19 protein-coding genes, 2 tRNA genes and 3 rRNA genes are annotated in these 23,254 nt (G+C 58.9%); 13 read left to right on the top strand and 11 right to left on the bottom strand.

Going from position 1 to position 23,254, the window contains the following annotated elements; translation table 11 throughout:
• Positions 1–262: 262 nt before the first annotated feature.
• Complete coding sequence (locus tag J3P88_RS09755; protein WP_186710381.1) at positions 263–997, bottom strand: alpha/beta fold hydrolase; 735 nt, start codon at positions 995–997, stop codon at positions 263–265.
• Between the two features lie 240 nt (positions 998–1,237).
• Between J3P88_RS09755 and tam the strand changes: the two genes are divergently transcribed.
• The 4 genes from tam (at position 1,238) to J3P88_RS09735 (ending at position 6,093) form a co-directional block, all read left to right on the top strand.
• Positions 1,238–2,008, top strand: a complete 771-nt coding sequence (gene tam / locus J3P88_RS09750; protein ID WP_434574911.1) for a trans-aconitate 2-methyltransferase — start codon at positions 1,238–1,240, stop codon at positions 2,006–2,008.
• A 91-nt stretch (positions 2,009–2,099) separates the two neighbouring features.
• The gene (locus J3P88_RS09745; protein WP_434574910.1) at positions 2,100–3,233 is read left to right on the top strand and encodes a cupin-like domain-containing protein; all 1,134 of its coding nucleotides are present in this window, start codon (positions 2,100–2,102) and stop codon (positions 3,231–3,233) included.
• A gap of 243 nt (positions 3,234–3,476) precedes the next feature.
• Positions 3,477–4,277 (top strand): SDR family oxidoreductase, encoded by an 801-nt coding sequence (locus J3P88_RS09740; RefSeq protein WP_434574908.1) that lies wholly within the window; start codon positions 3,477–3,479, stop codon positions 4,275–4,277.
• Positions 4,270–6,093, top strand: coding sequence for a glycoside hydrolase family 15 protein (locus tag J3P88_RS09735; RefSeq protein WP_434574906.1), 1,824 nt, complete (start codon positions 4,270–4,272; stop codon positions 6,091–6,093). Before J3P88_RS09740 ends, J3P88_RS09735 begins: the two co-directional genes overlap by 8 nt.
• Before the next feature lie 145 nt (positions 6,094–6,238).
• Here J3P88_RS09735 and J3P88_RS09730 read toward each other — a convergent pair whose 3' ends face one another.
• Positions 6,239–6,607, bottom strand: coding sequence for a DUF6124 family protein (locus J3P88_RS09730; protein ID WP_434574904.1), 369 nt, complete (start codon positions 6,605–6,607; stop codon positions 6,239–6,241).
• Between the two features lie 568 nt (positions 6,608–7,175).
• On the opposite strand from J3P88_RS09730, the gene J3P88_RS09725 reads away from it, so the two are divergent.
• On the top strand, positions 7,176–7,553 hold the full coding sequence (locus tag J3P88_RS09725) for a hypothetical protein (RefSeq protein WP_186710392.1): 378 nt from the start codon (positions 7,176–7,178) through the stop codon (positions 7,551–7,553).
• A 28-nt stretch (positions 7,554–7,581) separates the two neighbouring features.
• A complete protein-coding gene (locus J3P88_RS09720; protein ID WP_434574902.1) occupies positions 7,582–8,484 on the top strand; it encodes an alpha/beta fold hydrolase in 903 nt (300 codons plus the stop codon).
• Here the strand turns inward: J3P88_RS09720 and J3P88_RS09715 are convergent.
• Positions 8,453–9,445, bottom strand: a complete 993-nt coding sequence (locus tag J3P88_RS09715) for a GlxA family transcriptional regulator (protein WP_434574900.1) — start codon at positions 9,443–9,445, stop codon at positions 8,453–8,455. The genes J3P88_RS09720 and J3P88_RS09715 overlap by 32 nt on opposite strands.
• A 99-nt stretch (positions 9,446–9,544) precedes the next feature.
• Between J3P88_RS09715 and inhA the strand changes: the two genes are divergently transcribed.
• Positions 9,545–10,231: an isonitrile hydratase gene (inhA, locus tag J3P88_RS09710; protein WP_434574898.1), complete on the top strand. Its 687-nt coding sequence runs from the start codon at positions 9,545–9,547 to the stop codon at positions 10,229–10,231.
• Between the two features lie 186 nt (positions 10,232–10,417).
• On the opposite strand, the gene J3P88_RS09705 is transcribed toward inhA, so the two are convergent.
• Positions 10,418–11,155 (bottom strand): SDR family oxidoreductase, encoded by a 738-nt coding sequence (locus J3P88_RS09705; protein ID WP_186710396.1) that lies wholly within the window; start codon positions 11,153–11,155, stop codon positions 10,418–10,420.
• A 203-nt stretch (positions 11,156–11,358) separates the two neighbouring features.
• Between J3P88_RS09705 and J3P88_RS09700 the strand changes: the two genes are divergently transcribed.
• Positions 11,359–12,306, top strand: coding sequence for an AraC family transcriptional regulator N-terminal domain-containing protein (locus J3P88_RS09700; RefSeq protein WP_434574896.1), 948 nt, complete (start codon positions 11,359–11,361; stop codon positions 12,304–12,306).
• Positions 12,307–12,786: 480 nt separating this feature from the next.
• Here J3P88_RS09700 and J3P88_RS09695 read toward each other — a convergent pair whose 3' ends face one another.
• Entirely contained in the window at positions 12,787–13,245 is a 459-nt protein-coding gene (locus J3P88_RS09695) for an SRPBCC family protein (RefSeq protein ID WP_434574895.1), read from the bottom strand.
• Between the two features lie 153 nt (positions 13,246–13,398).
• Here J3P88_RS09695 and J3P88_RS09690 point away from each other — a divergent pair, with 153 nt between their 5' ends.
• Positions 13,399–13,800, top strand: coding sequence for a lysozyme inhibitor LprI family protein (locus J3P88_RS09690; protein ID WP_434574893.1), 402 nt, complete (start codon positions 13,399–13,401; stop codon positions 13,798–13,800).
• Between the two features lie 116 nt (positions 13,801–13,916).
• Here the strand turns inward: J3P88_RS09690 and rrf are convergent.
• The 5 genes from rrf to J3P88_RS09665 all read right to left on the bottom strand — a co-directional run bounded on the left by rrf (position 13,917) and on the right by J3P88_RS09665 (position 19,206).
• Positions 13,917–14,032: ribosomal RNA gene (gene rrf / locus J3P88_RS09685) — 5S ribosomal RNA — on the bottom strand.
• 156 nt (positions 14,033–14,188) lie between these two features.
• Positions 14,189–17,080: ribosomal RNA gene (locus tag J3P88_RS09680) — 23S ribosomal RNA — on the bottom strand.
• 246 nt (positions 17,081–17,326) lie between these two features.
• Positions 17,327–17,402: transfer RNA gene (locus tag J3P88_RS09675), tRNA-Ala, on the bottom strand.
• 30 nt (positions 17,403–17,432) lie between these two features.
• Positions 17,433–17,509 (bottom strand) — tRNA-Ile (locus J3P88_RS09670).
• A gap of 160 nt (positions 17,510–17,669) precedes the next feature.
• Positions 17,670–19,206 (bottom strand): 16S ribosomal RNA (locus J3P88_RS09665).
• The 16S, 23S and 5S rRNA genes sit together here with 2 tRNA genes alongside, the layout of an rRNA operon.
• A 681-nt stretch (positions 19,207–19,887) precedes the next feature.
• Here J3P88_RS09665 and rhtA point away from each other — a divergent pair.
• The gene (gene rhtA / locus J3P88_RS09660; RefSeq protein WP_186709621.1) at positions 19,888–20,778 is read left to right on the top strand and encodes a threonine/homoserine exporter RhtA; all 891 of its coding nucleotides are present in this window, start codon (positions 19,888–19,890) and stop codon (positions 20,776–20,778) included.
• Between the two features lie 168 nt (positions 20,779–20,946).
• On the top strand, positions 20,947–21,228 hold the full coding sequence (locus J3P88_RS09655; RefSeq protein ID WP_014337379.1) for a hypothetical protein: 282 nt from the start codon (positions 20,947–20,949) through the stop codon (positions 21,226–21,228).
• 6 nt (positions 21,229–21,234) lie between these two features.
• Here the strand turns inward: J3P88_RS09655 and J3P88_RS09650 are convergent, their stop codons facing one another.
• Positions 21,235–21,804 carry a TetR/AcrR family transcriptional regulator gene (locus J3P88_RS09650; RefSeq protein WP_434574890.1) on the bottom strand — a complete coding sequence of 190 codons (570 nt, stop codon included), beginning with the start codon at positions 21,802–21,804 and terminating at the stop codon, positions 21,235–21,237.
• A gap of 89 nt (positions 21,805–21,893) precedes the next feature.
• On the opposite strand from J3P88_RS09650, the gene J3P88_RS09645 reads away from it, so the two are divergent.
• Both J3P88_RS09645 and J3P88_RS09640 read left to right on the top strand, forming a co-directional pair.
• Entirely contained in the window at positions 21,894–22,622 is a 729-nt protein-coding gene (locus J3P88_RS09645) for an SDR family oxidoreductase (RefSeq protein WP_434574888.1), read from the top strand.
• A 34-nt stretch (positions 22,623–22,656) separates the two neighbouring features.
• Positions 22,657–23,247, top strand: coding sequence for a 2-hydroxychromene-2-carboxylate isomerase (locus tag J3P88_RS09640; protein ID WP_434574886.1), 591 nt, complete (start codon positions 22,657–22,659; stop codon positions 23,245–23,247).
• The last annotated feature ends 7 nt before the right edge of the window (positions 23,248–23,254 follow it).

Here is a 23,254-nt window from a genome sequence, read left to right as displayed (position 1 = left end):
TTCTGGGGTATCCGGAATCAGTGGGCACAAGGCACAAAGGCAAGTCGTCCCTATGAAACGAATGCAAACCGGAAAAATTAGCGCTTGGGAACAAGTGTCAGAAAGGAAGAAACCCGTGGCGAGGGAGCTTGCTCCCGCTCGGCTGCGCAGCAGTCGTAAACCGGCTGATGCGGTCTGTCTGGACTACTGCAAGTTTCTTTGGGGCGGCTTCGCCGCCCAGCGGGAGCAAGCTCCCTCGCCACAGAAGCGGGTCTTGAACGGGCTAGGCGCTGATCGCCAACCCATGCCGCCGATGATGCACGCTCAACTGATCCTTGATCAGCCGCAGCACTTTGGCCTCGTGCTCATGAATGAAGAAGTGCCCGCCCGCCAGCATGTCCACCGAGAAACTGCCCGTGGTTTCCCGCCGCCAGCCCATCAGTTGCTCCGTGGTGGCCTTGTCGGCCGTGCCGCCGAATACATGCACCGGGCACTTGAGCAGCGGCCGCTGCCGTGGCTGGAAACGACCGCACAGCAAAAAGTCGGCCCGCAGGATCGGCAGGGTCAGGTCCATCAGCTCTTCATTGGCCAGGATCTCCTCGCTCGTACCATTGAGGGTGCGCAGTTGCTCGATCAACTCAGCGTCGGTTTTCGCCTTGGCAAAACCGCGATCATAGTCGGCGCGCATCGTCGGCGCCGCGGTGCCGGAGGCAAACAGCGCCACCGGTTCCGGGCTGCCAAGCTCACGCAGGGCATGGGCAATTTCGCAGGCCAGCAGCGCGCCCAGGCTGTGGCCGAACAAGGCGTACGGGGCCTGGAGCGTCGGGTGCAGCTCCCGCGCCAGTTGCATCGCCAACGGGCCCATGTCGGTGTGCAGTGGCTCGTCGAAGCGTGCACCGCGCCCCGGCAATTCAACCGGTTGCACGTGCAGCCATTGCGGCAACGTGCGCCGCCAGCGGCTATACACCATCGCGCTGGCGCCGGAATAAGGCAGGCACAGCAGGGTCAGTTGGGTCACTGCGGTTTTCTCCGATCGGTCGTGTAGGGAAGATAACGAAATCCTAACCCATGGAATTAGTCAAAACCGTGACGTTCGCGACGAGATGCCTACCCCTTGTGAGAGCCAGGCATGTGGGAGCAAGGCTTGTGAGAGCAAGGCATGTGGGAGCAAGGCTTGCCCGCGATGAACGATAACGCGGTTCATCTTCCCACACGACCTTATACTGGCGACATCTCGATCACTGCACAGGAGAACGCCATGGGCTGGTCCGCCAAGCAATATGTCACCTTCGAACAGGAACGCACCCGTCCGTCCCGGGACCTGCTCGCCGCCATTCCTCCCGTGGAGGCACGCACGGTGATCGACCTGGGATGCGGCCCGGGCAACTCCACCGAGTTGTTGGTGGAACATTTCAGCGGCGCCACGGTACGCGGCCTGGACAGTTCCAGCGACATGATCGACGCCGCACGCAAGCGCTTGCCCGCCGTGGCATTCGATACGGCCGACATTGGCCAATGGGATGAACCCGGGCCGTTCGACGTGATCTTCGCCAACGCGGTGCTGCAATGGCTGCCCGACCACGCCACCCTGCTGCCCTCGCTGATCGGCAAACTCGCCCCCGGCGGCAGCCTGGCGATCCAGATGCCCGACAACCTGCACCAGCCCTCCCACCGCTTGATGCGGGAAATCGCCGCCAACGGGCCTTGGGCCAGCCAACTGGCCGCGGCGGCTGATTCGCGTACCGAGATGGCGGATGCCAGCGCCTATTACGCGATGCTCAAGCCCCACTGCAGCCGCGTCGATGTGTGGCGCACCACCTACCATCACCCCTTGGCCGGCGGTGCCGCAGGCGTGGTGGAATGGTTCAAGGGCAGCGCCTTGCGGCCGTTTCTCGAGCCGCTGGACGAAACACAGCGCGAGCAATACCTGGAGCAGTATCTCAAGGCGATCGAACAGACTTACCCAGCCCAGGACGATGGGACGGTGCTGCTGTCGTTTCCCCGGCTGTTCATGGTCGCGACGCGCTAGGGCGAGGGTCGATGACGCAGCGACAGGGCCTAAATTTCTGATCCGGGCCCTCGTTACCTGCTAAGACCAAAAACCCGCAAGAGTGACCGCCGTGGACCTGCACACCATCCTGGGCAAGCTGTTCGCCAATGCCGGCGCCGTTGGTATCGAAGGCGTCTTCCAATTCGTGTTCGGCCCGCACCAGGCGTACTGGTCCGAGGTCAAGGCCAGCAGCCGCACCGAGGCGGGCCGCCACACCAGCCCCGACGTGACCATCGAGGTGGCGGAGAAGGACTTCCTCGGGATCATGGCCGGCATGGCCAATGTCGAGGAACTGTTCGCCAGCGGTCGCCTGAAAATCGGCGGCAACATGGGCCTGGCGACGTTGCTGCCGCAGATCATCGACCATGCCCGGCATGGCGGTGGCGTGGTGGAAAAGGTCGACATGAACAAGCGCTACCCGACCCCGCCGCGCTTCAGCGAAAAACTCACCGCCAGCCTGCCGACCCAACGCAGCGTGGAACGGCGGCCGCGCAGCGGGCTGTCGGTGCAGCAGTTCCGCGCCCAGTACCTGCCCCACGGCATTCCGCTGGTCATCAGCGATGCCCTGCAGGACTGGCCATTGTTCAAGCTCAGCCGCGAAGAATCCCTGGTGCATTTCGCCGAGCTGCAAGGCATCACCCGTCATGGCGACTACGTGAAGAAGACCTTCTCCACCGAGCGGGATTTTCGCGCCACGTCCATGGCCGACTTTATCGCTTCCCTCGACAGTCCGGCGGCCAAGGGTGCCGACGGTGAACCACCGGCCTACATGGGCAACAACATCCTGCCGGCGCAGCTGATGGAGCAGATCAAGTACCCGCCCTACTTCGACCCGTCGTTGTTCATCCCACCGCGTATCTGGATCGGCCCCAAGGGCACCCTGACGCCCCTGCATCGCGACGACACCGACAATCTGTTCGCCCAGGTCTGGGGCCAGAAAACTTTCACCCTCGCCGCGCCTCATCACCGCGAAGCCCTGGGCACCTGGTCCACGGCGCCCCAAGGCGGGCTGGACGGCTGCGATTTCAACCCGGACGCGCCGGACTACCAACGCTTCCCCCGGGCCCGTGACGTGACCTTCCTGCGCGTGACGCTGGAGGCTGGAGATTTGCTGTTTTTGCCGGAAGGCTGGTTTCACCAGGTGGAGTCGGTGTCGACGTCGTTGTCGGTTAATTTCTGGGTGAATTCGGGGCGGGGGTGGTAACAGCGGCCCTGAAGCACATTCTTTTTCTGGCAGACAGATTGTGGGAGCAAGGCTTGCCCGCGATGAAGACAATGCGGTCTTTCGGAAATCGAGTCGCCTGTTTCGCGAGCAAGCTTTGCTCCCACAGTCCCCTTGCCACAGGTTTGTGTTTGGACCTGGAATATGAAGACCACCTCACCCAACTGAACTCCACCCACCTCAAACCAGTCAGCAGGTAAGGCCCTCAACTCAAGGTGCTAGACCATGCAGATATCCCTCGCCCGACAGGTTGCCCTGGTCACCGGCGCCAGCTCCGGCATTGGCGCAGGCGCGGCCAAGGCGTTGGCAGATGTGGGTGCCTCCGTGGTGCTCAACTACCATTCCAACGCCGAGCCGGCGCAAGAACTGGCCCGTGAAATCAACGCCAACGGCGGCCGCGCCATCGCCGTGGGGGCCGACGTGTCGAAGGAACAGGAGGTCGAGCACCTGTTTGCCCAAGCCCTCGATGCCTTTGGCACACTGGACATCCTGGTGGCCAATTCCGGTTTGCAAAAAGACGCCGCCGCCGTCGATATGAGCCTGGAAGACTGGAACACCGTGATCGGCACCAACCTCACCGGCCAGTTCCTTTGCGCCCGCGCCGCCCTGCGAATCTTCAATCGCCAGGGCATTCGCCAGGGCGTGTCCCGGGCCGCCGGCAAGATCATCCACATGAGCTCGGTGCACCAGCGCATTCCCTGGGCCGGCCACGTCAATTACGCCGCGTCCAAGGGCGGTGTCGATCTGCTGATGCAGAGCCTGGCCCAGGAAACCAGCCACCAGCGCATCCGCATCAACAGCATCGCTCCCGGCGCCATCCGCACGGCCATCAACCGCGAAGCCACCGAGGGCGAGCAGGAGCAGAAACTGCTGGAGCTGATTCCTTACGGTCGCGTCGGCGATGTCGAGGACGTCGCCAATGCGGTGGTCTGGCTGGCCTCGGACTGGTCCGATTATGTGGTGGGCACCACGCTGTTCATCGATGGCGGGATGAGCCTTTATCCGGGGTTTCGCGGCAATGGCTGATCATGACGAACCGCAAAGCCCCATCGAGAACCACGGCATCATCGGCGACATGCGCAGCGCCGCGCTGGTCAACGACCGGGGCAGCGTCGATTTCTTCTGCTGGCCGGAATTCGACAGCCCGTCGATCTTCTGTTCCCTGCTCGACACCCCGGAGGCGGGCATTTTCCAACTCGCGCCTGACCTGCCGAACGCCCGTCGGCAACAGATCTACCTGCCCGACACCAACGTGTTGCAAACCCGTTGGCTGAGCGACGGCGCTGTGGTGGAAATCACCGACCTGCTGCCCATCGGCGACAGCGAAGACGATTTGCCGGTGCTGATGCGCAAGGTCCACATGACCGTCGGCAGTGCGACGTTTCGCCTGCGCTGCGCGGTGCGGCATGACTATGCCCGGGCCGCGACGACCGCGAGCCAGGACGGCAGCCACATTTGCTTCAGCGCGCCAGGGCATCCGAGCCTGCGTTTATGCGGCGATCAGCCCATGACGCTGGACGGCAACGCCGCCGTGGCCGAGTTCACCCTGGAACAGGGCCAGCGCGCCGAATTCCTGCTGGGCGGCATCGACGACCCGCGCCTGCAGGACGATGCCAGCGCGATGTGCCTGGAGCGGACCCTGGCGTTCTGGCGCGGCTGGATCGGCCAATCCAACTATCGCGGGCGCTGGCGCGAAGTGGTCAACCGCTCGGCCCTGGCGCTGAAACTGCTGACCTCGCGCAAACACGGCGCCATCCTCGCCGCCGCCACCTTCGGCCTGCCGGAAACCCGCGGGGGCGAGCGCAACTGGGATTACCGCTACACCTGGATCCGCGACGCTTCGTTCACGGTCTATGCGTTCATGCGCCTGGGTTTCGTCGACGAAGCCAACGCCTACATGCGCTGGCTGCGGGGCCGGGTCAGCGACTGCTGCGACCAGCCGACCAAACTCAACATCCTCTATGGCCTGGACGGCAGGCAGGAACTGCCGGAAACCGAGCTGCCGCACTTGAGCGGCTTCGGCAACGCGCAACCGGTGCGCATCGGCAACCTGGCCTACCAACAGGTGCAATTGGATATTTTCGGCGAGCTGATGGACGCCGTGTACCTGGTCAACAAATACGGCGAAGCCATTTCCCATCAAGGTTGGAAACACACCGTCGAAGTGATCGACCAGGTATGCACTGTCTGGCAGGACAAGGACGTGGGCATCTGGGAAATGCGCGGTGACAAACAACATTTCCTGCACTCGCGGCTGATGTGCTGGGTCGCCGTCGACCGCGCCATCCGCCTGGCCGAAAAGCGCTCCCTGCCCGCCCCGTTCGCTCGCTGGGACGAGACCCGCCAGGCCATTTACCAAGACATCTGGGCCAACTTCTGGAACGACGAACACCAGCACTTTATCCAACGCCTGGGCAGCACCGCCCTGGACGGTTCAATGCTGTTGATGCCTTTGGTGCGTTTCGTCAGCGCCCGCGACCCGCGCTGGCTGTCGACACTCGATGCCATCGAAAAAAGCCTGGTGCGCGACGGCATGGTCTACCGCTACCGCAACGACGACAGCCCCATCGACGGCCTCAGCGGCACCGAAGGCTCCTTCGCCGCCTGCTCCTTCTGGTACGTCGAATGCCTGGCCCGCGCCGGCCGCGTGGAAAAAGCCCAGCTGGAATTCGAACAACTGCTGCGCTACGCCAACCCGCTGGGGTTGTACGCCGAAGAGTTCGACAGCCACGGCTACCACCTGGGCAATACTCCCCAGGCCCTGACCCACCTGGCGCTGATCAGTGCGGCGAGCTTCCTGGACCGCAAGTTGAGCGGCGAGAAAAATCATTGGCAGCCGTGAGCTGAATGGCCCTTCAGACTGGGCACAGTCCCTGTGGCGAGGGAGCTTGCTCCCGCTCGACTGCGCAGCAGGCGCAAAAATCCTGGGGTCGCTTCGCAACCCAGCGGGAGCAAGCTCCCTCGCCACAGGGAAAACGGTGGGCTGACTATTGTGTTGAGTCAGCCAGTTCGAGGTCATCCAACGCTCGGTTGGCCAGCAACCTGGCCAGTTCGATCAACTGCTGAATCCCCAACGCAACATGACGCCGGGAACCTTCCAACTCGAACCCCAAGTCACTGACCAGCGCATCGGCCGAGGCCAGGGTTTCGCTGAGGGTGGTCAGCACCGACTCGGCGTTGAGGCCGGGAACCACGGTGAAAACCTGACCGTCCTGGGTGTCGGGCTTGGGTGGGGCGGGAGGAGACAAGTGAACGTTCAGCGCCCGGTCGGCGGCTTCACGGAGTTTTTGTGTATCGAAGGTGGTGTAGGCAGAGAGGTTTTCGGCGTGTGGTGGGTTGGGGGTGATCTTGACCATGATGTGAATCTCCATTCGAAAGTGGAGTTCGCCATTTCCGCGACCAAGCAGAAGGGTGGCGAACTGTACGCAGGTTGGTCGACCAGGGAATGGATACCCGGCAGGGCCCGAAGCCCTCCCACGCACAGTCAGCCATAAAGCAGACAGCCGCTCGCGCGGCATTGTGCGCCATTCTAAACCCGGGCGACCAAACCCGGTCGCTGATTTTGCAGCGACGGGCAAAGCCTATCCCCGCCCCTTCCGAACCGACAACCGACGCGACTCGTCAGAAAATTCCGGTTCACCTATTTTTTTGTAGGAACACAACCCCGTGGCGAGGGAGCTTGCTCCCGCTCGACTGCGCAGCAGGCGCAAAAATCTTCCAGCCTCCAAAGAACCAGCGTCTGGTATGGGGTCGCTTCGCAACCCAGCGGGAGCAAGCTCCCTCGCCACAGAAGCAATCACCGCAAGTCACCCATTTAGCGTTACGCCCCCTTTCGAGTTGCCAGCCCCGCCAACCCCTCCTAAGATCGACGCTCTCACGGGTGCAGCGGAGCTGCCCGATAAAAACCCGACTCAAGGACCTGACATGACCCATATCAAACGCCCCATCACCACCCCACCCCGAACAGGCCTGACCCGCGAAGACCTCTGGGAAGGCCACGACCGGGGCTTGATCAAGTGCTGGGAAATCGGCCGCGAACGTTCGGCGAAGTTTCCCGAACTGGCGCAACGCTGTGTGGCCGGGGAGTTGCCGGTGCTGGGTTGGAAAGGTGGCGTCAGCCGCAGCCTGAAGAAAAACGAAAAATTCGGTTGCCTCAAATACCTCGCCCAATGGCAGGGACTGCGCGGTGAAGACCTGGACATCGACCTGACCCAGGAGCGCACCCTGACCTGTTCCAACACCAATATGATTGTGACGTTCACGCCGGATCGGGCCAAATACGTCAACCAGGAACCTGCCTGAACACAACCGCACACTGCCGGAGGCCGACATGAACCTTGAGCCCAGGATCAACTTCGCCGTCACGCCGTTGCTGCGCATTGCCTACGAAGAACACGGTCCCGCCAGCGGCGACCCGATCATCCTGCTGCACGGTTTTCCTTACGATCCCAGGGCGTTCGACGAAGTCGCGCCGGCCCTGGCCCAACGTGGCTATCGGGTCGTCGTGCCCTACCTGCGCGGCTACGGCCGGACCCGTTTCAACAACCCGGCCATCCTGCGCTCCGGCCAGCAAGCCGCCCTGGCCCAGGACCTGTTGGATCTGATGGACGCACTCTCCATCCCCCAAGCGGCGCTGTGTGGCTACGACTGGGGCGGTCGGGCGGCGTGTATCGTCGCGGCGCTGTGGCCCGAACGCGTGCGCTGCCTGGTGACCGGCGATGGCTACAATCTGCAGGACATTCCGCGCTCCAGGCAACCGCTGGATCCGGAAACCGAACATCGGCTGTGGTATCAGTACTACTTCCACACGGCCCGGGGTGTCGAGGGCCTGACCCAGAACCGGCGCGAGCTGTGTGGCTTGCTTTGGCGCCTGTGGTCGCCGACCTGGAAACGTGGCGCCGAACTGTATCCCCTCAGCGCAGCGTCGTTCGACAACCCGGACTTCGTCGACGTGGTAATCCACTCCTACCGTCATCGCTTCATGTACGCACCGGGCGATCCGACGCTGGAGTGGATGGAGGAAAAATTGACGGCGCAACCGGCCATCAGCGTGCCGAGCATTTCCCTGTGCGGGGGCGACGACGGCGTGGGGCCCGCGCCGAAGCACGATGAAGATGCCGAGCATTTCAGCGGTTTTTACGAGCGCCGAGTGCTCGCCGGTGTCGGCCACAACATTCCCCAGGAAGCCCCCGAGGCCACGCTCAAGGCGTTGCTGGATCTGCTTGAGGGTTGACGGCGAACCGCTCGCGATAGGCTTGGGGTGTCACGCCCATGGCCCGTAGGAAACTTCGGCGCAAGGTTTCTTCGCTGCCAAAGCCACATTGCACCGCCACCCGTTTGATTGACACCGCGGTGTCGGACAACAAACGGCGCGCGGTTTCCACGCGAATCAACTCGACGGCCCGCGCCGGGGTCTGGCCGGTGTCGGCGCGGTAGTGACGCACAAAGCTGCGCTCGCTCATGCTCACCTCGGCGGCCAGGCTCGACAGGCCAAGGTCACGGGTGAGGTTTTCGGCGATCCAGGCGTGCAGGTCATCGAACCGACTGCCCTGTTTTTGCAGCGACAACGTCACGCTGAACTGCGATTGCCCGCCAGGACGCTTGAGGAACACCACCAGTTGCCGGGCGACCTCCAGCGCCACCGCGCGGCCCAAGTCCTCCTCGACCAGCGCCAGGGCCAGGTCGATGCCGGCCGTCACCCCGGCCGAGGTCCAGACCGGACCGTCGTTGATAAAAATCGGGTTGGGTTCGACCCGCAATTGCGGATGTTGCTCGGCCAATTGCTCGCAGCGGGTCCAGTGCGTCACCACGCGCCGTCCGTCCAGCCAACCGCTGGCGGCCAGCAGGAACGCCCCGGTGCACACCGACGCCACCCTTCGCGAACGCAGGCCGTGCGCCTTGACCCAGGCCACCAGCGCCGGGTCTTTCGCCGCTTCATACACGCCCCAACCACCGGCAATGAGCAACGTGTCGCTGCCTTCGCTCGGCAGCGGCTCGGCCATCAGCGCCAAGCCCGCCGAGGACATGACCGCCCCGCCACCCACCGCGATGACCGTTGGTGTGTAGGGCAGCGGCAGGCCTTGCTGGCGAGCCAAATCGTTGGCCGAGGCAAACACCTGCAAGGGCCCGGTGACATCCAGCACTTGCACGTTGGCGAAGGCCAGGACATGAACGGTTTTCGGTGGGTTGGGCATATTGGCGTGATTCGTGGGCTTATTGGCGTATACGCCAGAGCCTACGGATCTAAAGTCAAACCGTCCACCCCTCGGGCATCATCCAAAGGAGAACGCGACATGACGTTGCAGATCGGTTTGCTGTTATTCCCCCAAGTCCAGCAGTTGGACCTGACCGGCCCTTATGACGTATTGGCCTCGTTGCCAGATGTGAAGGTCCACCTGATCTGGAAGGACCTGGCCCCGGTCACCGCGAGTACCGGGCTGGTACTGCTGCCTACCACCACGTTCGAGGACTGCCCGAAGCTCGATGTGATCTGCGTCCCCGGCGGGACCGGCGTCGGGCCGCTGATGGAAGACGAGCAGACGCTGGCCTTCATCAAGCGGCAAGCCGCCGACGCGAAATACATCACCTCGGTGTGCACCGGTGCGTTGGTGCTCGGTGCGGCAGGCCTGTTGCAAGGCAAGCGCGCCACCACTCACTGGGCCTATCACAGCCTTTTGCAAACCCTGGGCGCGACGCCGGTCAAGGACCGCGTGGTCCGCGACGGCAACCTGCTCACCGGGGGTGGCATCACGGCCGGGATCGATTTTGCCCTGACCCTGGCGGCCGAACTGTTCGACCAGGACACCGCCGAGCTGGTCCAGCTGCAACTCGAATACGCCCCAGCCCCGCCGTTCACCGCCGGCAGCCCGGACACCGCGCCGACGCGCGTCCTGGAAGAAGCCCAACGGCGTGCGGCCGAGTCGTTCCGGGTGCGCTCGCAGATCACCCAGCGTGCTGCGGCGCGGTTGGAGCTGGCGTAACGATAAGCCCCAAAGCCGGCGCACAGACTATGTCGGGTTGGACACAACCTTGAGGCAGTCCCATTGTGGCGAGGGAGCTTGCTCCCGCTCGACTGCGCAGCGGTCGCAAAATCTTGGGGTCGCTTCGCAACCCAGCGGGAGCAAGCTCCCTCGCCACAAAGGGTTTCCTTGTCGGTTCAACTCGACTTAGAACGGACTGGCAGTGGGTCGCACAATCAGTTCGCTGACGTCCACATCCGCGGGCTGTTCGATGGCATAGGCGATTGCCCGGGCGATGGCTTCGGCCGGAATGGAGATCTTGCGAAACTCACGCATTTCGGCACGCCCACCTTCATCGGAAATGCTCTCGGCCAGTTCCGACTCGGTCACGCCGGGGGAAATCACCGTCACGCGCACATCGCCTCCGACTTCCTGGCGCAAGCCCTCGGAAATCGCCCGCACGGCGTACTTGGTGGCGCAATACACAGCGGCCGTCGGGCTGACGGCGTAGGCACCGATGGATGCGATGTTGATGAACTGCCCGCTACGCTGGCGCTGCATCAGCGGCAGGCCGGCGGCGATGCCGTGAAGCACGCCACGGATATTGACGTCGATCATACGGTCCCACTCCTCGACTTTCAGCGCCTCGAGTTTGGAGAGCGGCATGACCCCGGCGTTGTTGATGATCACGTCGACCCGACCGAACCGTTCGACAGCGAAGTCAATCAGGCTCTGGACGTCATCGCGGCGGCTCACGTCCACGGATTTGCAGGCCGCCTGCTGGCCGGCGGCTTCGAGTTCCTGCACCAGCGCTTGCAAACGATCGATACGCCGGGCGCCGAGTACGACACGAGCACCGCGAGCCGCGAGCAACCGCGCCGCCGCTTCACCAATCCCGCTGCTGGCGCCGGTGATGACCACGACTTTGTTTTGAATATCGGACATGATGGTTTCCTCGTCTGGACGTGTTGGCCCCCGGGTGGGAGCGTTTTGACAGGTCCAGATTAGGCAACCGACCTTTGCCTGGGTTAGTCGGATCCTCCTGCGCACTTGCACGATCCTGTAGCGATAAATGCGACTCTGGCCGACAACCGCGCAATCGGTTTTACTAGCGCGGTCCACTCATTTGGCCTGGGAGATTGATCGGCATGTCGGTATCCACGTCCATCCACACGGCGTCAGACGACGGCGTTAGTCAGCGTCGCGCCGAACTGGCGAGCCTGATGATGCGCTTCGCTCCAGACTTCGGCGTCCATCCCACGGCCATCGAGGCCTTGCACCTGATCCGCAGCGACGAGCCAACCGAAGCCCTGCACACCGTGCACAAGCCTGGTTTGTGCGTGATTGTCGAGGGGCGCAAGGAAGTGCGCCTGGCGGATGAATGCTACGTGTATGACCCGCTCAATTACCTCGTCGTCTCGGTGACCCTGCCGTTGGCCGGCCAGGTGATTGAAGCCAGTCCCGAGCGCCCCTACCTGTGCATCCGCCTCGACATCGATCCGGCACAGATCTGTCGCCTGATTGCCGACGCCAGTCCCATCGGCGTACCGAGCGAAAGAACCGGACGCGGGTTGTTCCTCGATCGCATCGATGCGCCATTGCTGGACGCGGTGTTGCGCTTGCTGCGGCTGCTGGACAGCCCGGACGATATCGCCACGCTCGCGCCGCTGGCCCAACAGGAAATTTTCTACCGGCTGCTGCGTGGCGTCCAAGGCCGGCGCTTGCACGATATCGCCATTCCCGACACCCAGACCCATCGCATCAGCCGCGCCATCGAGTGGCTCAATAGCCATTACGCCGAGCCGCTGAACATCGACAGCCTGGCACAAATGATCAACCTCAGCCCTTCGGCCCTGCATCACCGCTTCAAGGCCGTGACCGCCATGAGCCCGTTGCAATATCAGAAACAGCTGCGCCTGCAAGAGGCCCGCCGGTTGTTGTTGGCGCAGAGCAGCGATGTTTCGTCAATCGGCTACAAGATGGGGTATGAAAGTCCTTCGCAGTTCAGCCGCGAATACAGCCGTCTATTTGGCGCCTCGCCGAGCAAGGACATCGCTCGTTTGCGTGCCCAGGCGCTGCAAGCCAGTGGCGCTTGACCCTGCGTTTGGCACATCAGGCTACTTTTTCACAGACGAAAAAAAACCCGCCGAAGCGGGTTTTTTGAGGACCAATTTGACTCCCTGTCCGGCATTCCATGCCTGGTCCAATCATCCATGACCCTGAGCACTCCCTGTACCCAGTGGATGAATATAGATTAGGCCTCCCGGTGTCCTGGGAAAAGACGAGAAAGCAGCAACGCCGTGTAAGCGTTTCGCTATAGAACCCTTTGACACTTTCCAGCAGACGAAAAAAAACCCGCCGAAGCGGGTTTTTCCAAGACCATTACGACTCCCTGTCGATAGCTAATCCTTGCATGGTCGATCGTCCCTGATCCTGAGCACTTCCTGTGCTTCAGTGGATGAGTCCAGATTACGCCTCGGATCCAAAGCGAAATAGACGACATAGCTACCATCTCGTGTAAGACATTCGCTATACCTGCCCTTCCGAAAACCCTTAGCGCCACCAGCCGTTCGATCTCAAGCCTTGTTCAGGAAGGCTTCAATATTGGCCATTTGCTCATCCCAGCCACGGCTGTCCATGCGAAAAGCCTTCAGTCGGCGAGCCTCGGGGATGTTGTTGAAACCCGACTCCACGACTTTGAGCAAAGTACCGCTATCCATGTCTTCAAGTTCGAATAACACCCGGGTTTCAGATTCTTTTGAATAATCCACCTGCGGTTCGACTGCGTAAGGATGCCAGCGAAACGAAAACACTCGCTCGGGTTCCACCCGCTCCACCGCGACGTCCCAGATAAGGTGTTCGTAACCTGGGTAAGTGATTTGCCCCTGGGTACGCTCACCTGCCACAAACCGTTTCCCCTCAAGGGCGACACCGAACCACTGGCCGAAGGCTTCGGCATTGGCCAGGGCGCGCCAGACTTGGGAGCGCGGGGCCTTGAGCAGGATCTTTCGTTCGATGCGGTCGGATGAATGCATGTGTCACCTCCTGTGTTTCAACAGTAGGCTTGTAAGACCACAAGGCCAACCGGAAAGTTGTATCAGAGAGTTGTTTAGCGCTGCCGACGTTAAAACAGTATGGAGCGTTGTAAACTCCCCCGGCGTTTTCCACCCCTCAAGGAGAGACCCGACATGTCCCCACGCTGGCTTCTGACCCTGACACCGTTGCTTTTTGTCGCCGCCGCCCAGGCCGACGACTGCGCCAACGCCATCACCCAAGGCGAAATGAACCAGTGCGCAGCCAAGGAAAGCAAAGCCGCCGACAACGAGCTGAACAGCTTGTACAAGCAGATCACCGCACGCCTGAAGGACAATCCAGAGACCACGAAAATGCTGGTCAAGGCACAGCGTGCCTGGATAGGCTTCCGTGATGCCGAATGTGAATTCTCCGCCTCTGGCGTCGAGGGCGGCAGCGTCTATCCGCTGATCTATGGCAATTGCATCACCGCCCAGACCAAAGCCCGGGTCGAGGCATTCAAAACCTATCTCAAGTGCAAGGAAGGGGATCTGAGCTGCCCTGTACCCGAGGCTTGATAGCCGGGATGTAAAAAGGATGACCTCTGCAGGTCATCCTTTTTTTGGTCAGCGCTTTTATTACGGGCAAAACAAAACCCCTACCTGCATCAGCAGATAGGGGTTTCGGAATTTAATCTTGACGATGACCTACTCTCACATGGGGAAACCCCACACTACCATCGGCGATGCATCGTTTCACTGCTGAGTTCGGGATGGGATCAGGTGGTTCCAATGCTCTATGGTCGTCAAGAAATTCGGGTACCGAGTCGTGGCCTGATGGCCTCGCTTCAGCAAATTGGGTATGTGATAGCGTCGGTGTTTTGTGAGATTCGAACTTTCGGTTCGTTTCGTCTTCACACACCGCAATCTGGCGCTCTTTCGAGTCAGCAAATTGCTTGGGTGTTATATGGTCAAGCCTCACGGGCAATTAGTACAGGTTAGCTCAACGCCTCACAGCGCTTACACACCCTGCCTATCAACGTCGTAGTCTTCGACGGCCCTTCAGGGGACTCAAGGTCCCAGTGAGATCTCATCTTGAGGCAAGTTTCCCGCTTAGATGCTTTCAGCGGTTATCTTTCCCGAACATAGCTACCCGGCAATGCCACTGGCGTGACAACCGGAACACCAGAGGTTCGTCCACTCCGGTCCTCTCGTACTAGGAGCAGCCCCTCTCAAATCTCAAACGTCCACGGCAGATAGGGACCGAACTGTCTCACGACGTTCTAAACCCAGCTCGCGTACCACTTTAAATGGCGAACAGCCATACCCTTGGGACCGGCTTCAGCCCCAGGATGTGATGAGCCGACATCGAGGTGCCAAACACCGCCGTCGATATGAACTCTTGGGCGGTATCAGCCTGTTATCCCCGGAGTACCTTTTATCCGTTGAGCGATGGCCCTTCCATACAGAACCACCGGATCACTAAGACCTACTTTCGTACCTGCTCGACGTGTCTGTCTCGCAGTCAAGCGCGCTTTTGCCTTTATACTCTACGACCGATTTCCGACCGGTCTGAGCGCACCTTCGTACTCCTCCGTTACTCTTTAGGAGGAGACCGCCCCAGTCAAACTACCCACCATACACTGTCCTCGATCCGGATAACGGACCTGAGTTAGAACCTCAAAGTTGCCAGGGTGGTATTTCAAGGATGGCTCCACGCAGACTGGCGTCCACGCTTCAAAGCCTCCCACCTATCCTACACAAGCAAATTCAAAGTCCAGTGCAAAGCTATAGTAAAGGTTCACGGGGTCTTTCCGTCTAGCCGCGGATACACTGCATCTTCACAGCGATTTCAATTTCACTGAGTCTCGGGTGGAGACAGCGCCGCCATCGTTACGCCATTCGTGCAGGTCGGAACTTACCCGACAAGGAATTTCGCTACCTTAGGACCGTTATAGTTACGGCCGCCGTTTACCGGGGCTTCGATCAAGAGCTTCGCGTTAGCTAACCCCATCAATTAACCTTCCGGCACCGGGCAGGCGTCACACCCTATACGTCCACTTTCGTGTTTGCAGAGTGCTGTGTTTTTAATAAACAGTCGCAGCGGCCTGGTATCTTCGACCGGCGTGGGCTTACGCAGCAAGTGCTTCACCCTCACCGGCGCACCTTCTCCCGAAGTTACGGTGCCATTTTGCCTAGTTCCTTCACCCGAGTTCTCTCAAGCGCCTTGGTATTCTCTACCCAACCACCTGTGTCGGTTTGGGGTACGGTTCCTGGTTACCTGAAGCTTAGAAGCTTTTCTTGGAAGCATGGCATCAACCACTTCGTCACCCAAAGGGTAACTCGTCATCAGCTCTCGGCCTTGGAATCCCGGATTTACCTAAGATTCCAGCCTACCACCTTAAACTTGGACAACCAACGCCAAGCTGGCCTAGCCTTCTCCGTCCCTCCATCGCAATAACCAGAAGTACAGGAATATTAACCTGTTTTCCATCGACTACGCTTTTCAGCCTCGCCTTAGGGACCGACTAACCCTGCGTCGATTAACGTTGCGCAGGAAACCTTGGTCTTTCGGCGTGGGTGTTTTTCACACCCATTGTCGTTACTCATGTCAGCATTCGCACTTCTGATACCTCCAGCAAGCTTCTCAACTCACCTTCACAGGCTTACAGAACGCTCCTCTACCGCATCACTTACGTGATACCCGTAGCTTCGGTGTATGGTTTGAGCCCCGTTACATCTTCCGCGCAGGCCGACTCGACTAGTGAGCTATTACGCTTTCTTTAAAGGGTGGCTGCTTCTAAGCCAACCTCCTAGCTGTCTAAGCCTTCCCACATCGTTTCCCACTTAACCATAACTTTGGGACCTTAGCTGACGGTCTGGGTTGTTTCCCTTTTCACGACGGACGTTAGCACCCGCCGTGTGTCTCCCATGCTCGGCACTTGTAGGTATTCGGAGTTTGCATCGGTTTGGTAAGTCGGGATGACCCCCTAGCCGAAACAGTGCTCTACCCCCTACAGTGATACATGAGGCGCTACCTAAATAGCTTTCGAGGAGAACCAGCTATCTCCGAGCTTGATTAGCCTTTCACTCCGATCCACAGGTCATCCGCTAACTTTTCAACGGTAGTCGGTTCGGTCCTCCAGTTAGTGTTACCCAACCTTCAACCTGCCCATGGATAGATCGCCCGGTTTCGGGTCTATTCCCAGCGACTAGACGCCCTATTAAGACTCGCTTTCGCTACGCCTCCCCTATTCGGTTAAGCTCGCCACTGAAAATAAGTCGCTGACCCATTATACAAAAGGTACGCAGTCACCCAACAAAGTGGGCTCCCACTGCTTGTACGCATACGGTTTCAGGATCTATTTCACTCCCCTCTCCGGGGTTCTTTTCGCCTTTCCCTCACGGTACTAGTTCACTATCGGTCAGTCAGTAGTATTTAGCCTTGGAGGATGGTCCCCCCATATTCAGACAAAGTTTCTCGTGCTCCGTCCTACTCGATTTCACTTCTAAGATCCTTTCGCGTACAGGGCTATCACCCACTATGGCCGCACTTTCCAGAGCGTTCCGCTAAAATCAAAGAAGCTTAAGGGCTAGTCCCCGTTCGCTCGCCACTACTAAGGGAATCTCGGTTGATTTCTTTTCCTCAGGGTACTTAGATGTTTCAGTTCCCCTGGTTCGCCTCTTGCACCTATGTATTCAGTACAAGATAACCATCTTATGATGGCTGGGTTCCCCCATTCAGACATCTCCGGATCAAAGTCTGTTTGCCGACTCCCCGAAGCTTTTCGCAGGCTACCACGTCTTTCATCGCCTCTGACTGCCAAGGCATCCACCGTATGCGCTTCTTCACTTGACCATATAACCCCAAGCAATCTGGTTATACTGTGAAGACGACATTCGCCGAAAATTCGAATTTCTCAACTAAGAGAACTCACAAATTTTACCTTAGCCTGATCCGTTACCAGTGAAAGTAACGTTCAGTCTATCTTTCTATCACATACCCAAATTTTTAAAGAACGAACTAGTCAAAGACTAGAAATCAACATTCACCATCGAACCGATGGAATGCTCATTTCTAAGCTTTATACAATCGAAGCAGTAGTGGTGGAGCCAAGCGGGATCGAACCGCTGACCTCCTGCGTGCAAGGCAGGCGCTCTCCCAGCTGAGCTATGGCCCCGTATTTCTACAGGCGTTTCCCACACAAAATTGGTGGGTCTGGGCAGATTCGAACTGCCGACCTCACCCTTATCAGGGGTGCGCTCTAACCAACTGAGCTACAGACCCAATTTCGAGCTACTAAGGCCGACCTCACCCTGCTCTTTACCACAGAGCATGGGGTGCGCTCTAACCAACCAAGCTACAACCCTTTTGGCTGCTTCTATCGTCTTCTTCAATGAATCAAGCAATTCGTGTGGGAGCTCATGAAGCAGCTGCGGTCGTCGATTAAGGAGGTGATCCAGCCGCAGGTTCCCCTACGGCTACCTTGTTACGACTTCACCCCAGTCATGAATCACACCGTGGTAACCGTCCTCCCGAAGGTTAGACTAGCTACTTCTGGTGCAACCCACTCCCATGGTGTGACGGGCGGTGTGTACAAGGCCCGGGAACGTATTCACCGCGACATTCTGATTCGCGATTACTAGCGATTCCGACTTCACGCAGTCGAGTTGCAGACTGCGATCCGGACTACGATCGGTTTTGTGGGATTAGCTCCACCTCGCGGCTTGGCAACCCTCTGTACCGACCATTGTAGCACGTGTGTAGCCCAGGCCGTAAGGGCCATGATGACTTGACGTCATCCCCACCTTCCTCCGGTTTGTCACCGGCAGTCTCCTTAGAGTGCCCACCATAACGTGCTGGTAACTAAGGACAAGGGTTGCGCTCGTTACGGGACTTAACCCAACATCTCACGACACGAGCTGACGACAGCCATGCAGCACCTGTCTCAATGTTCCCGAAGGCACCAATCCATCTCTGGAAAGTTCATTGGATGTCAAGGCCTGGTAAGGTTCTTCGCGTTGCTTCGAATTAAACCACATGCTCCACCGCTTGTGCGGGCCCCCGTCAATTCATTTGAGTTTTAACCTTGCGGCCGTACTCCCCAGGCGGTCAACTTAATGCGTTAGCTGCGCCACTAAGAGCTCAAGGCTCCCAACGGCTAGTTGACATCGTTTACGGCGTGGACTACCAGGGTATCTAATCCTGTTTGCTCCCCACGCTTTCGCACCTCAGTGTCAGTATCAGTCCAGGTGGTCGCCTTCGCCACTGGTGTTCCTTCCTATATCTACGCATTTCACCGCTACACAGGAAATTCCACCACCCTCTACCATACTCTAGCTCGACAGTTTTGAATGCAGTTCCCAGGTTGAGCCCGGGGCTTTCACATCCAACTTAACGAACCACCTACGCGCGCTTTACGCCCAGTAATTCCGATTAACGCTTGCACCCTCTGTATTACCGCGGCTGCTGGCACAGAGTTAGCCGGTGCTTATTCTGTCGGTAACGTCAAAACACTAACGTATTAGGTTAATGCCCTTCCTCCCAACTTAAAGTGCTTTACAATCCGAAGACCTTCTTCACACACGCGGCATGGCTGGATCAGGCTTTCGCCCATTGTCCAATATTCCCCACTGCTGCCTCCCGTAGGAGTCTGGACCGTGTCTCAGTTCCAGTGTGACTGATCATCCTCTCAGACCAGTTACGGATCGTCGCCTTGGTGAGCCATTACCCCACCAACTAGCTAATCCGACCTAGGCTCATCTGATAGCGCAAGGCCCGAAGGTCCCCTGCTTTCTCCCGTAGGACGTATGCGGTATTAGCGTCCGTTTCCGAGCGTTATCCCCCACTACCAGGCAGATTCCTAGGCATTACTCACCCGTCCGCCGCTCTCAAGAGGTGCAAGCACCTCTCTACCGCTCGACTTGCATGTGTTAGGCCTGCCGCCAGCGTTCAATCTGAGCCATGATCAAACTCTTCAGTTCAAACATCTTTGGGTTTTGAGAAAACCCTAAACTTGGCTCAGCAATCGTTGGTTACATCTTTGATTTCTCGCGGAGTAACTTGTGATGCTGATAATCTGTTGACTAGCAGTCTGACTCCACAAGCACCCACACGAATTGCTTGATTCAGTTGTTAAAGAGCGGTTGGCTGAGCCTTTCGTCTCAACCGAGGCGCGCATTCTACAGCGCCCCGTGTATCTGTCAAGCGGTTATTTTAAGAAGTTTTCAAAGTTTCGCTTCGGAAACATCAACAACTTCAACCACTTGCGCTTCCGATCTCTCGTTAGCGGGAGGCGAATTCTACAGCGTTACTCGCTGCTGTCAACACCTCTTTTTCACCGCTTTCGACCGAGAAGATCGAACCGCCGATAGAGCCAAACATCACCGCTCCATCTGCTCCTTCCAAGCTTCGATGAACTGAAGCCCTGCACCTTCAAAACCTACTTAACTCGTTGAATCTCAAGGAGTTTTCCGTTTCGACTGCGCCGGAAGTGGGGCGAATTATAGACTTCCAGAATCTGCCGTCAACCCTTAATTTGATTTTTCTATCTAACGCGTCGAGACGGCACTTAAATATGGCCGCTATATAGACGGAATCCCTGCAGATGCGCAATATACTGCTCAACTCAGCTTCTCCGCCCTTACTCTGGACGACACTTCGCAATGACACCCCCTTCACATCGCAACCTGGCCTCCACCCTGTACCCGGTTGCCTTGCTATTAATAGCCATGGCTTCCATTCAAGCGGGGGCTTCCCTCGCCAAAAGCATGTTCCCGGTAGTGGGCGCACAAGGGACTACGACGCTGCGACTCATCTTTGCCAGCCTCATCATGCTGTTGATGCTACGCCCCTGGCGCGCCAAGCTCACCGCCCAGTCCCTGCGCACGGTGATCGTCTATGGGATGGCACTGGGCGGCATGAATTTCCTCTTCTATATGTCAGTTCGTACCGTTCCGCTGGGCATCGCCGTTGCATTGGAATTCACCGGGCCTCTGGCAGTCGCCATTTACGCCTCGCGCCGGGCCATCGACTTTCTCTGGATTGCCCTGGCAGTGGTGGGTCTGTTGCTGCTCATACCGACCGGCGCGACCAGCGCCAGTATCGACCTGGTGGGTGCCGGCTACGCACTCGGTGCCGGCTTCTGCTGGGCGTTGTACATCCTGTTTGGCCAGAAAGCCGGAGCGGACAATGGTGTGCAGACCGCTGCACTGGGGGTCATGATCGCGGCCCTGTTCGTCGCGCCCATCGGCATTGTCCACGCGGGCGCCGCACTGCTCACACCGAGCCTGATTCCAATCGCCATCGGCGTCGCCATCCTGTCCACAGCCCTACCCTATACATTGGAAATGATTTCCCTGACTCGAATGCCTGCCCGCACCTTCGGCACCCTGATGAGCATCGAACCGGCAATCGCAGCCTTGTCGGGACTCGTCTTTCTTCATGAGTACTTGTCCCTGGCCCAGTGGATGGCCATCACCTGCATCATCCTCGCGTCGGTGGGTGCAACGCTGACCATGGCCAACACGGCAAAGCCTGCCGTCGCGGCAGATTGAAGCAGGATTTAACGAAGCTCTGGTATTTGCCGCGCATTTAGGCCATGTTTAGGTCCGTAACCTAATGTCAGACATGGATTTTTTCATACAGGACGTCATGAACGCTTCACGCAAGAGCGAACACGATCGTACGCGGACACAAGATCCGCGGCGATTATAAGGACGGGAATGAAACGAATTTTGATACTGATCGCCGTACTGGCAGTAGCGGGCTGTGCGGCGACATCGAAAACTGAAGTCAAGCGCGGCAAAAAAGGCCTGCACATCAACTGCTCCGGCCTGTCCTCATCCTGGGACCAGTGCGCCGCCAGCGCCGCCAACTCATGCGCTCCCAAGGGTTACAAGGTCATTGCCAAGTCCGGCGACGCCGTCGAAGAACCCGGGGACTATCCCTTCGGCCTCAATCCCGCCGGCTATACCAGCCGCAGCATGATTGTCATCTGCAAATAAGCGACCTTAGTCGAGCCCTTGGTCGGCCATTCGACGACTGATTTCCTCATGGCTGGACTTGAGTACGTCACGCTGGACTTGCGGCGAGACCAGCATCCGCGCAACCACCAACGCTCCCACGCATTGAGACAGGATGGCCCAGGCCAGGCTGTCGCTTCCCAATATTCGTGCCCAACTTTCGTGCAAGCGACAGATCCACGTTTGCGCCGCCTCCCTCACTTGGACATCCGATCGTGCGATCTCAGCGCCCAGTACCGGCAACGCACACCCTGCCTCGGGCTGCTCGACATGGCTCATGCTCAAGTATTGCTTGAGGCAGCGCTCCAGTTTCATCGAGTCCATGGCACCGTCGCCGCTCAAGCGGTCGAGGCTTTGGGCCAGTTCCCGCTCAACAATGGCCTTGAACAGCTCATCCTTGGATGAAAAGTGGCTGTAGAACGCGCCGCCGCTCAACCCGATCGCTTTCATCAGGCCATCGACACCGACCGTGGAGAAACCTGATTTCTTGGCGGATACGGCACTGCTGGCCAGCAGTTTCTCGCGGGTTTCCATTTTGTGATTGGCTGAATATCGCATGGTCCTGCCCCTGATCGCTCACCTTGACGCTTGCCGGATCTTAGCATAACGTCCGTTTAGTTAACGATCGTTTACCAATGAGGCTAACCATGAATAACAAGAAGGTCGTACTGGTTGTTGGCGCAGGCGATGCCACTGGCGGAGCGATTGCCAAACGCTTCGCCCAGGAAGGTTACGTGGCCTGTGTGACCCGTCGCAGCGCCGATAAACTCGAGCCGCTGGTCTACCGCATCCGCGCCGAAGGCGGCGAAGCCCACGGGTTTGCCTGTGACGCACGCAAAGAAGACGACGTGATCGCACTCATCGAGCAAATAGAGAACCAGATCGGCCCGATCGAAGCCTTCGTGTTCAACATCGGCGCCAACGTCCCCTGCAGCATCCTGGAAGAAACCGCGCGCAAGTATTTCAAGATCTGGGAAATGGCCTGCTTCTCAGGCTTTCTCAACGCACGGGAAGTGGCCAAGCGCATGGTCAAGCGCCAGCGCGGGACAATCCTGTTTACAGGGGCAACAGCGGGATTACGTGGTGCTTCGGGGTTCGCCGCATTCGCGGGGGCCAAGCATGGCATTCGGGCGCTGGCCCAAAGCATGGCCCGTGAACTTGGACCGCTGAATATCCATGTGGCTCATGTGGTGGTGGACGGCGCAATCGACACCGACTTCATCCGCGATCATTTCCCGGAAAAGTATGCCACCAAGGATCAGGACGGCATCCTGAACCCCGAACACATTGCCGACAATTATTGGTACCTGCACAGCCAACCCCGCGACGCCTGGACCTTCGAGCTGGACCTGCGCCCTTGGAGCGAACGCTGGTAACCCCTCCCCTCATAACAACAAGAGCACAGTTACCATGAGCAAATCCGTGGAGTTTTACTTCGATCTGGGCAGTCCGACCACGTACCTGGCCTACACCCAGCTGCCAACGCTGTGTGCACAGACAAACAGCCAGTTGATCTACCGTCCGATGTTATTGGGGGGCGTCTTCAAGGCGACCGGCAACGCATCGCCGGCAACAGTGCCGGCCAAGAACCCTTACCTGTTCAAGGATCTGAATCGCTTCGCCAAACGCTACGGCGTCGCGTTCCAGTTCAATCCACACTTTCCCGTCAACACACTGTTGCTGATGCGCGCAGTGACCGGCATGCAACTGCGCCACCCCGAACGCTTCGAGGTATTCGTCGATTGCCTGTTCCGCGCCTTTTGGGTGGACGCCCGCAACCTCAATGACCCGGCGACTGTCGCATCGGTCCTGAACGAAGGCGGTTTCGACGCCGACTACGTGCTGGCCCTGACGAGCGACGAGCAGGTTAAACAAGCACTCAAGAGCGCCACCGAAGCAGCCATCGGCCGGGGCATATTTGGCGCCCCGAGCATGTTTGTCGGCGACGAGCTGTTTTTCGGCCAGGATCGGCTGGACTTCGTCCGTGAAGCCCTCGCCTGATCCTATA

Source organism: Pseudomonas sp. Z3-6 (genome assembly GCF_051131985.1).
GTDB classification, from domain to species: domain Bacteria; phylum Pseudomonadota; class Gammaproteobacteria; order Pseudomonadales; family Pseudomonadaceae; genus Aquipseudomonas; species Aquipseudomonas zanjanensis.
This window is presented reverse-complemented; position numbering and strand designations above follow the sequence as displayed.

Bases quoted from the DNA above. Each gene is read 5' to 3' on its own strand.
- tam (WP_434574911.1), top strand. From the start codon at position 1,238: ATGGGCTGGTCCGCCAAGCAATATGTCACCTTCGAACAGGAACGCACC.
- J3P88_RS09740 (WP_434574908.1), top strand. From the start codon at position 3,477: ATGCAGATATCCCTCGCCCGACAGGTTGCCCTGGTCACCGGCGCCAGC.
- J3P88_RS09735 (WP_434574906.1), top strand. From the start codon at position 4,270: ATGGCTGATCATGACGAACCGCAAAGCCCCATCGAGAACCACGGCATC.
- J3P88_RS09730 (WP_434574904.1), bottom strand. From the start codon at position 6,607: ATGGTCAAGATCACCCCCAACCCACCACACGCCGAAAACCTCTCTGCC.
- J3P88_RS09725 (WP_186710392.1), top strand. From the start codon at position 7,176: ATGACCCATATCAAACGCCCCATCACCACCCCACCCCGAACAGGCCTG.
- J3P88_RS09720 (WP_434574902.1), top strand. From the start codon at position 7,582: ATGAACCTTGAGCCCAGGATCAACTTCGCCGTCACGCCGTTGCTGCGC.
- J3P88_RS09715 (WP_434574900.1), bottom strand. From the start codon at position 9,445: ATGCCCAACCCACCGAAAACCGTTCATGTCCTGGCCTTCGCCAACGTG.
- inhA (WP_434574898.1), top strand. From the start codon at position 9,545: ATGACGTTGCAGATCGGTTTGCTGTTATTCCCCCAAGTCCAGCAGTTG.
- J3P88_RS09705 (WP_186710396.1), bottom strand. From the start codon at position 11,155: ATGTCCGATATTCAAAACAAAGTCGTGGTCATCACCGGCGCCAGCAGC.
- J3P88_RS09700 (WP_434574896.1), top strand. From the start codon at position 11,359: ATGTCGGTATCCACGTCCATCCACACGGCGTCAGACGACGGCGTTAGT.
- J3P88_RS09695 (WP_434574895.1), bottom strand. From the start codon at position 13,245: ATGCATTCATCCGACCGCATCGAACGAAAGATCCTGCTCAAGGCCCCG.
- J3P88_RS09690 (WP_434574893.1), top strand. From the start codon at position 13,399: ATGTCCCCACGCTGGCTTCTGACCCTGACACCGTTGCTTTTTGTCGCC.
- rhtA (WP_186709621.1), top strand. From the start codon at position 19,888: ATGACACCCCCTTCACATCGCAACCTGGCCTCCACCCTGTACCCGGTT.
- J3P88_RS09655 (WP_014337379.1), top strand. From the start codon at position 20,947: ATGAAACGAATTTTGATACTGATCGCCGTACTGGCAGTAGCGGGCTGT.
- J3P88_RS09650 (WP_434574890.1), bottom strand. From the start codon at position 21,804: ATGCGATATTCAGCCAATCACAAAATGGAAACCCGCGAGAAACTGCTG.
- J3P88_RS09645 (WP_434574888.1), top strand. From the start codon at position 21,894: ATGAATAACAAGAAGGTCGTACTGGTTGTTGGCGCAGGCGATGCCACT.
- J3P88_RS09640 (WP_434574886.1), top strand. From the start codon at position 22,657: ATGAGCAAATCCGTGGAGTTTTACTTCGATCTGGGCAGTCCGACCACG.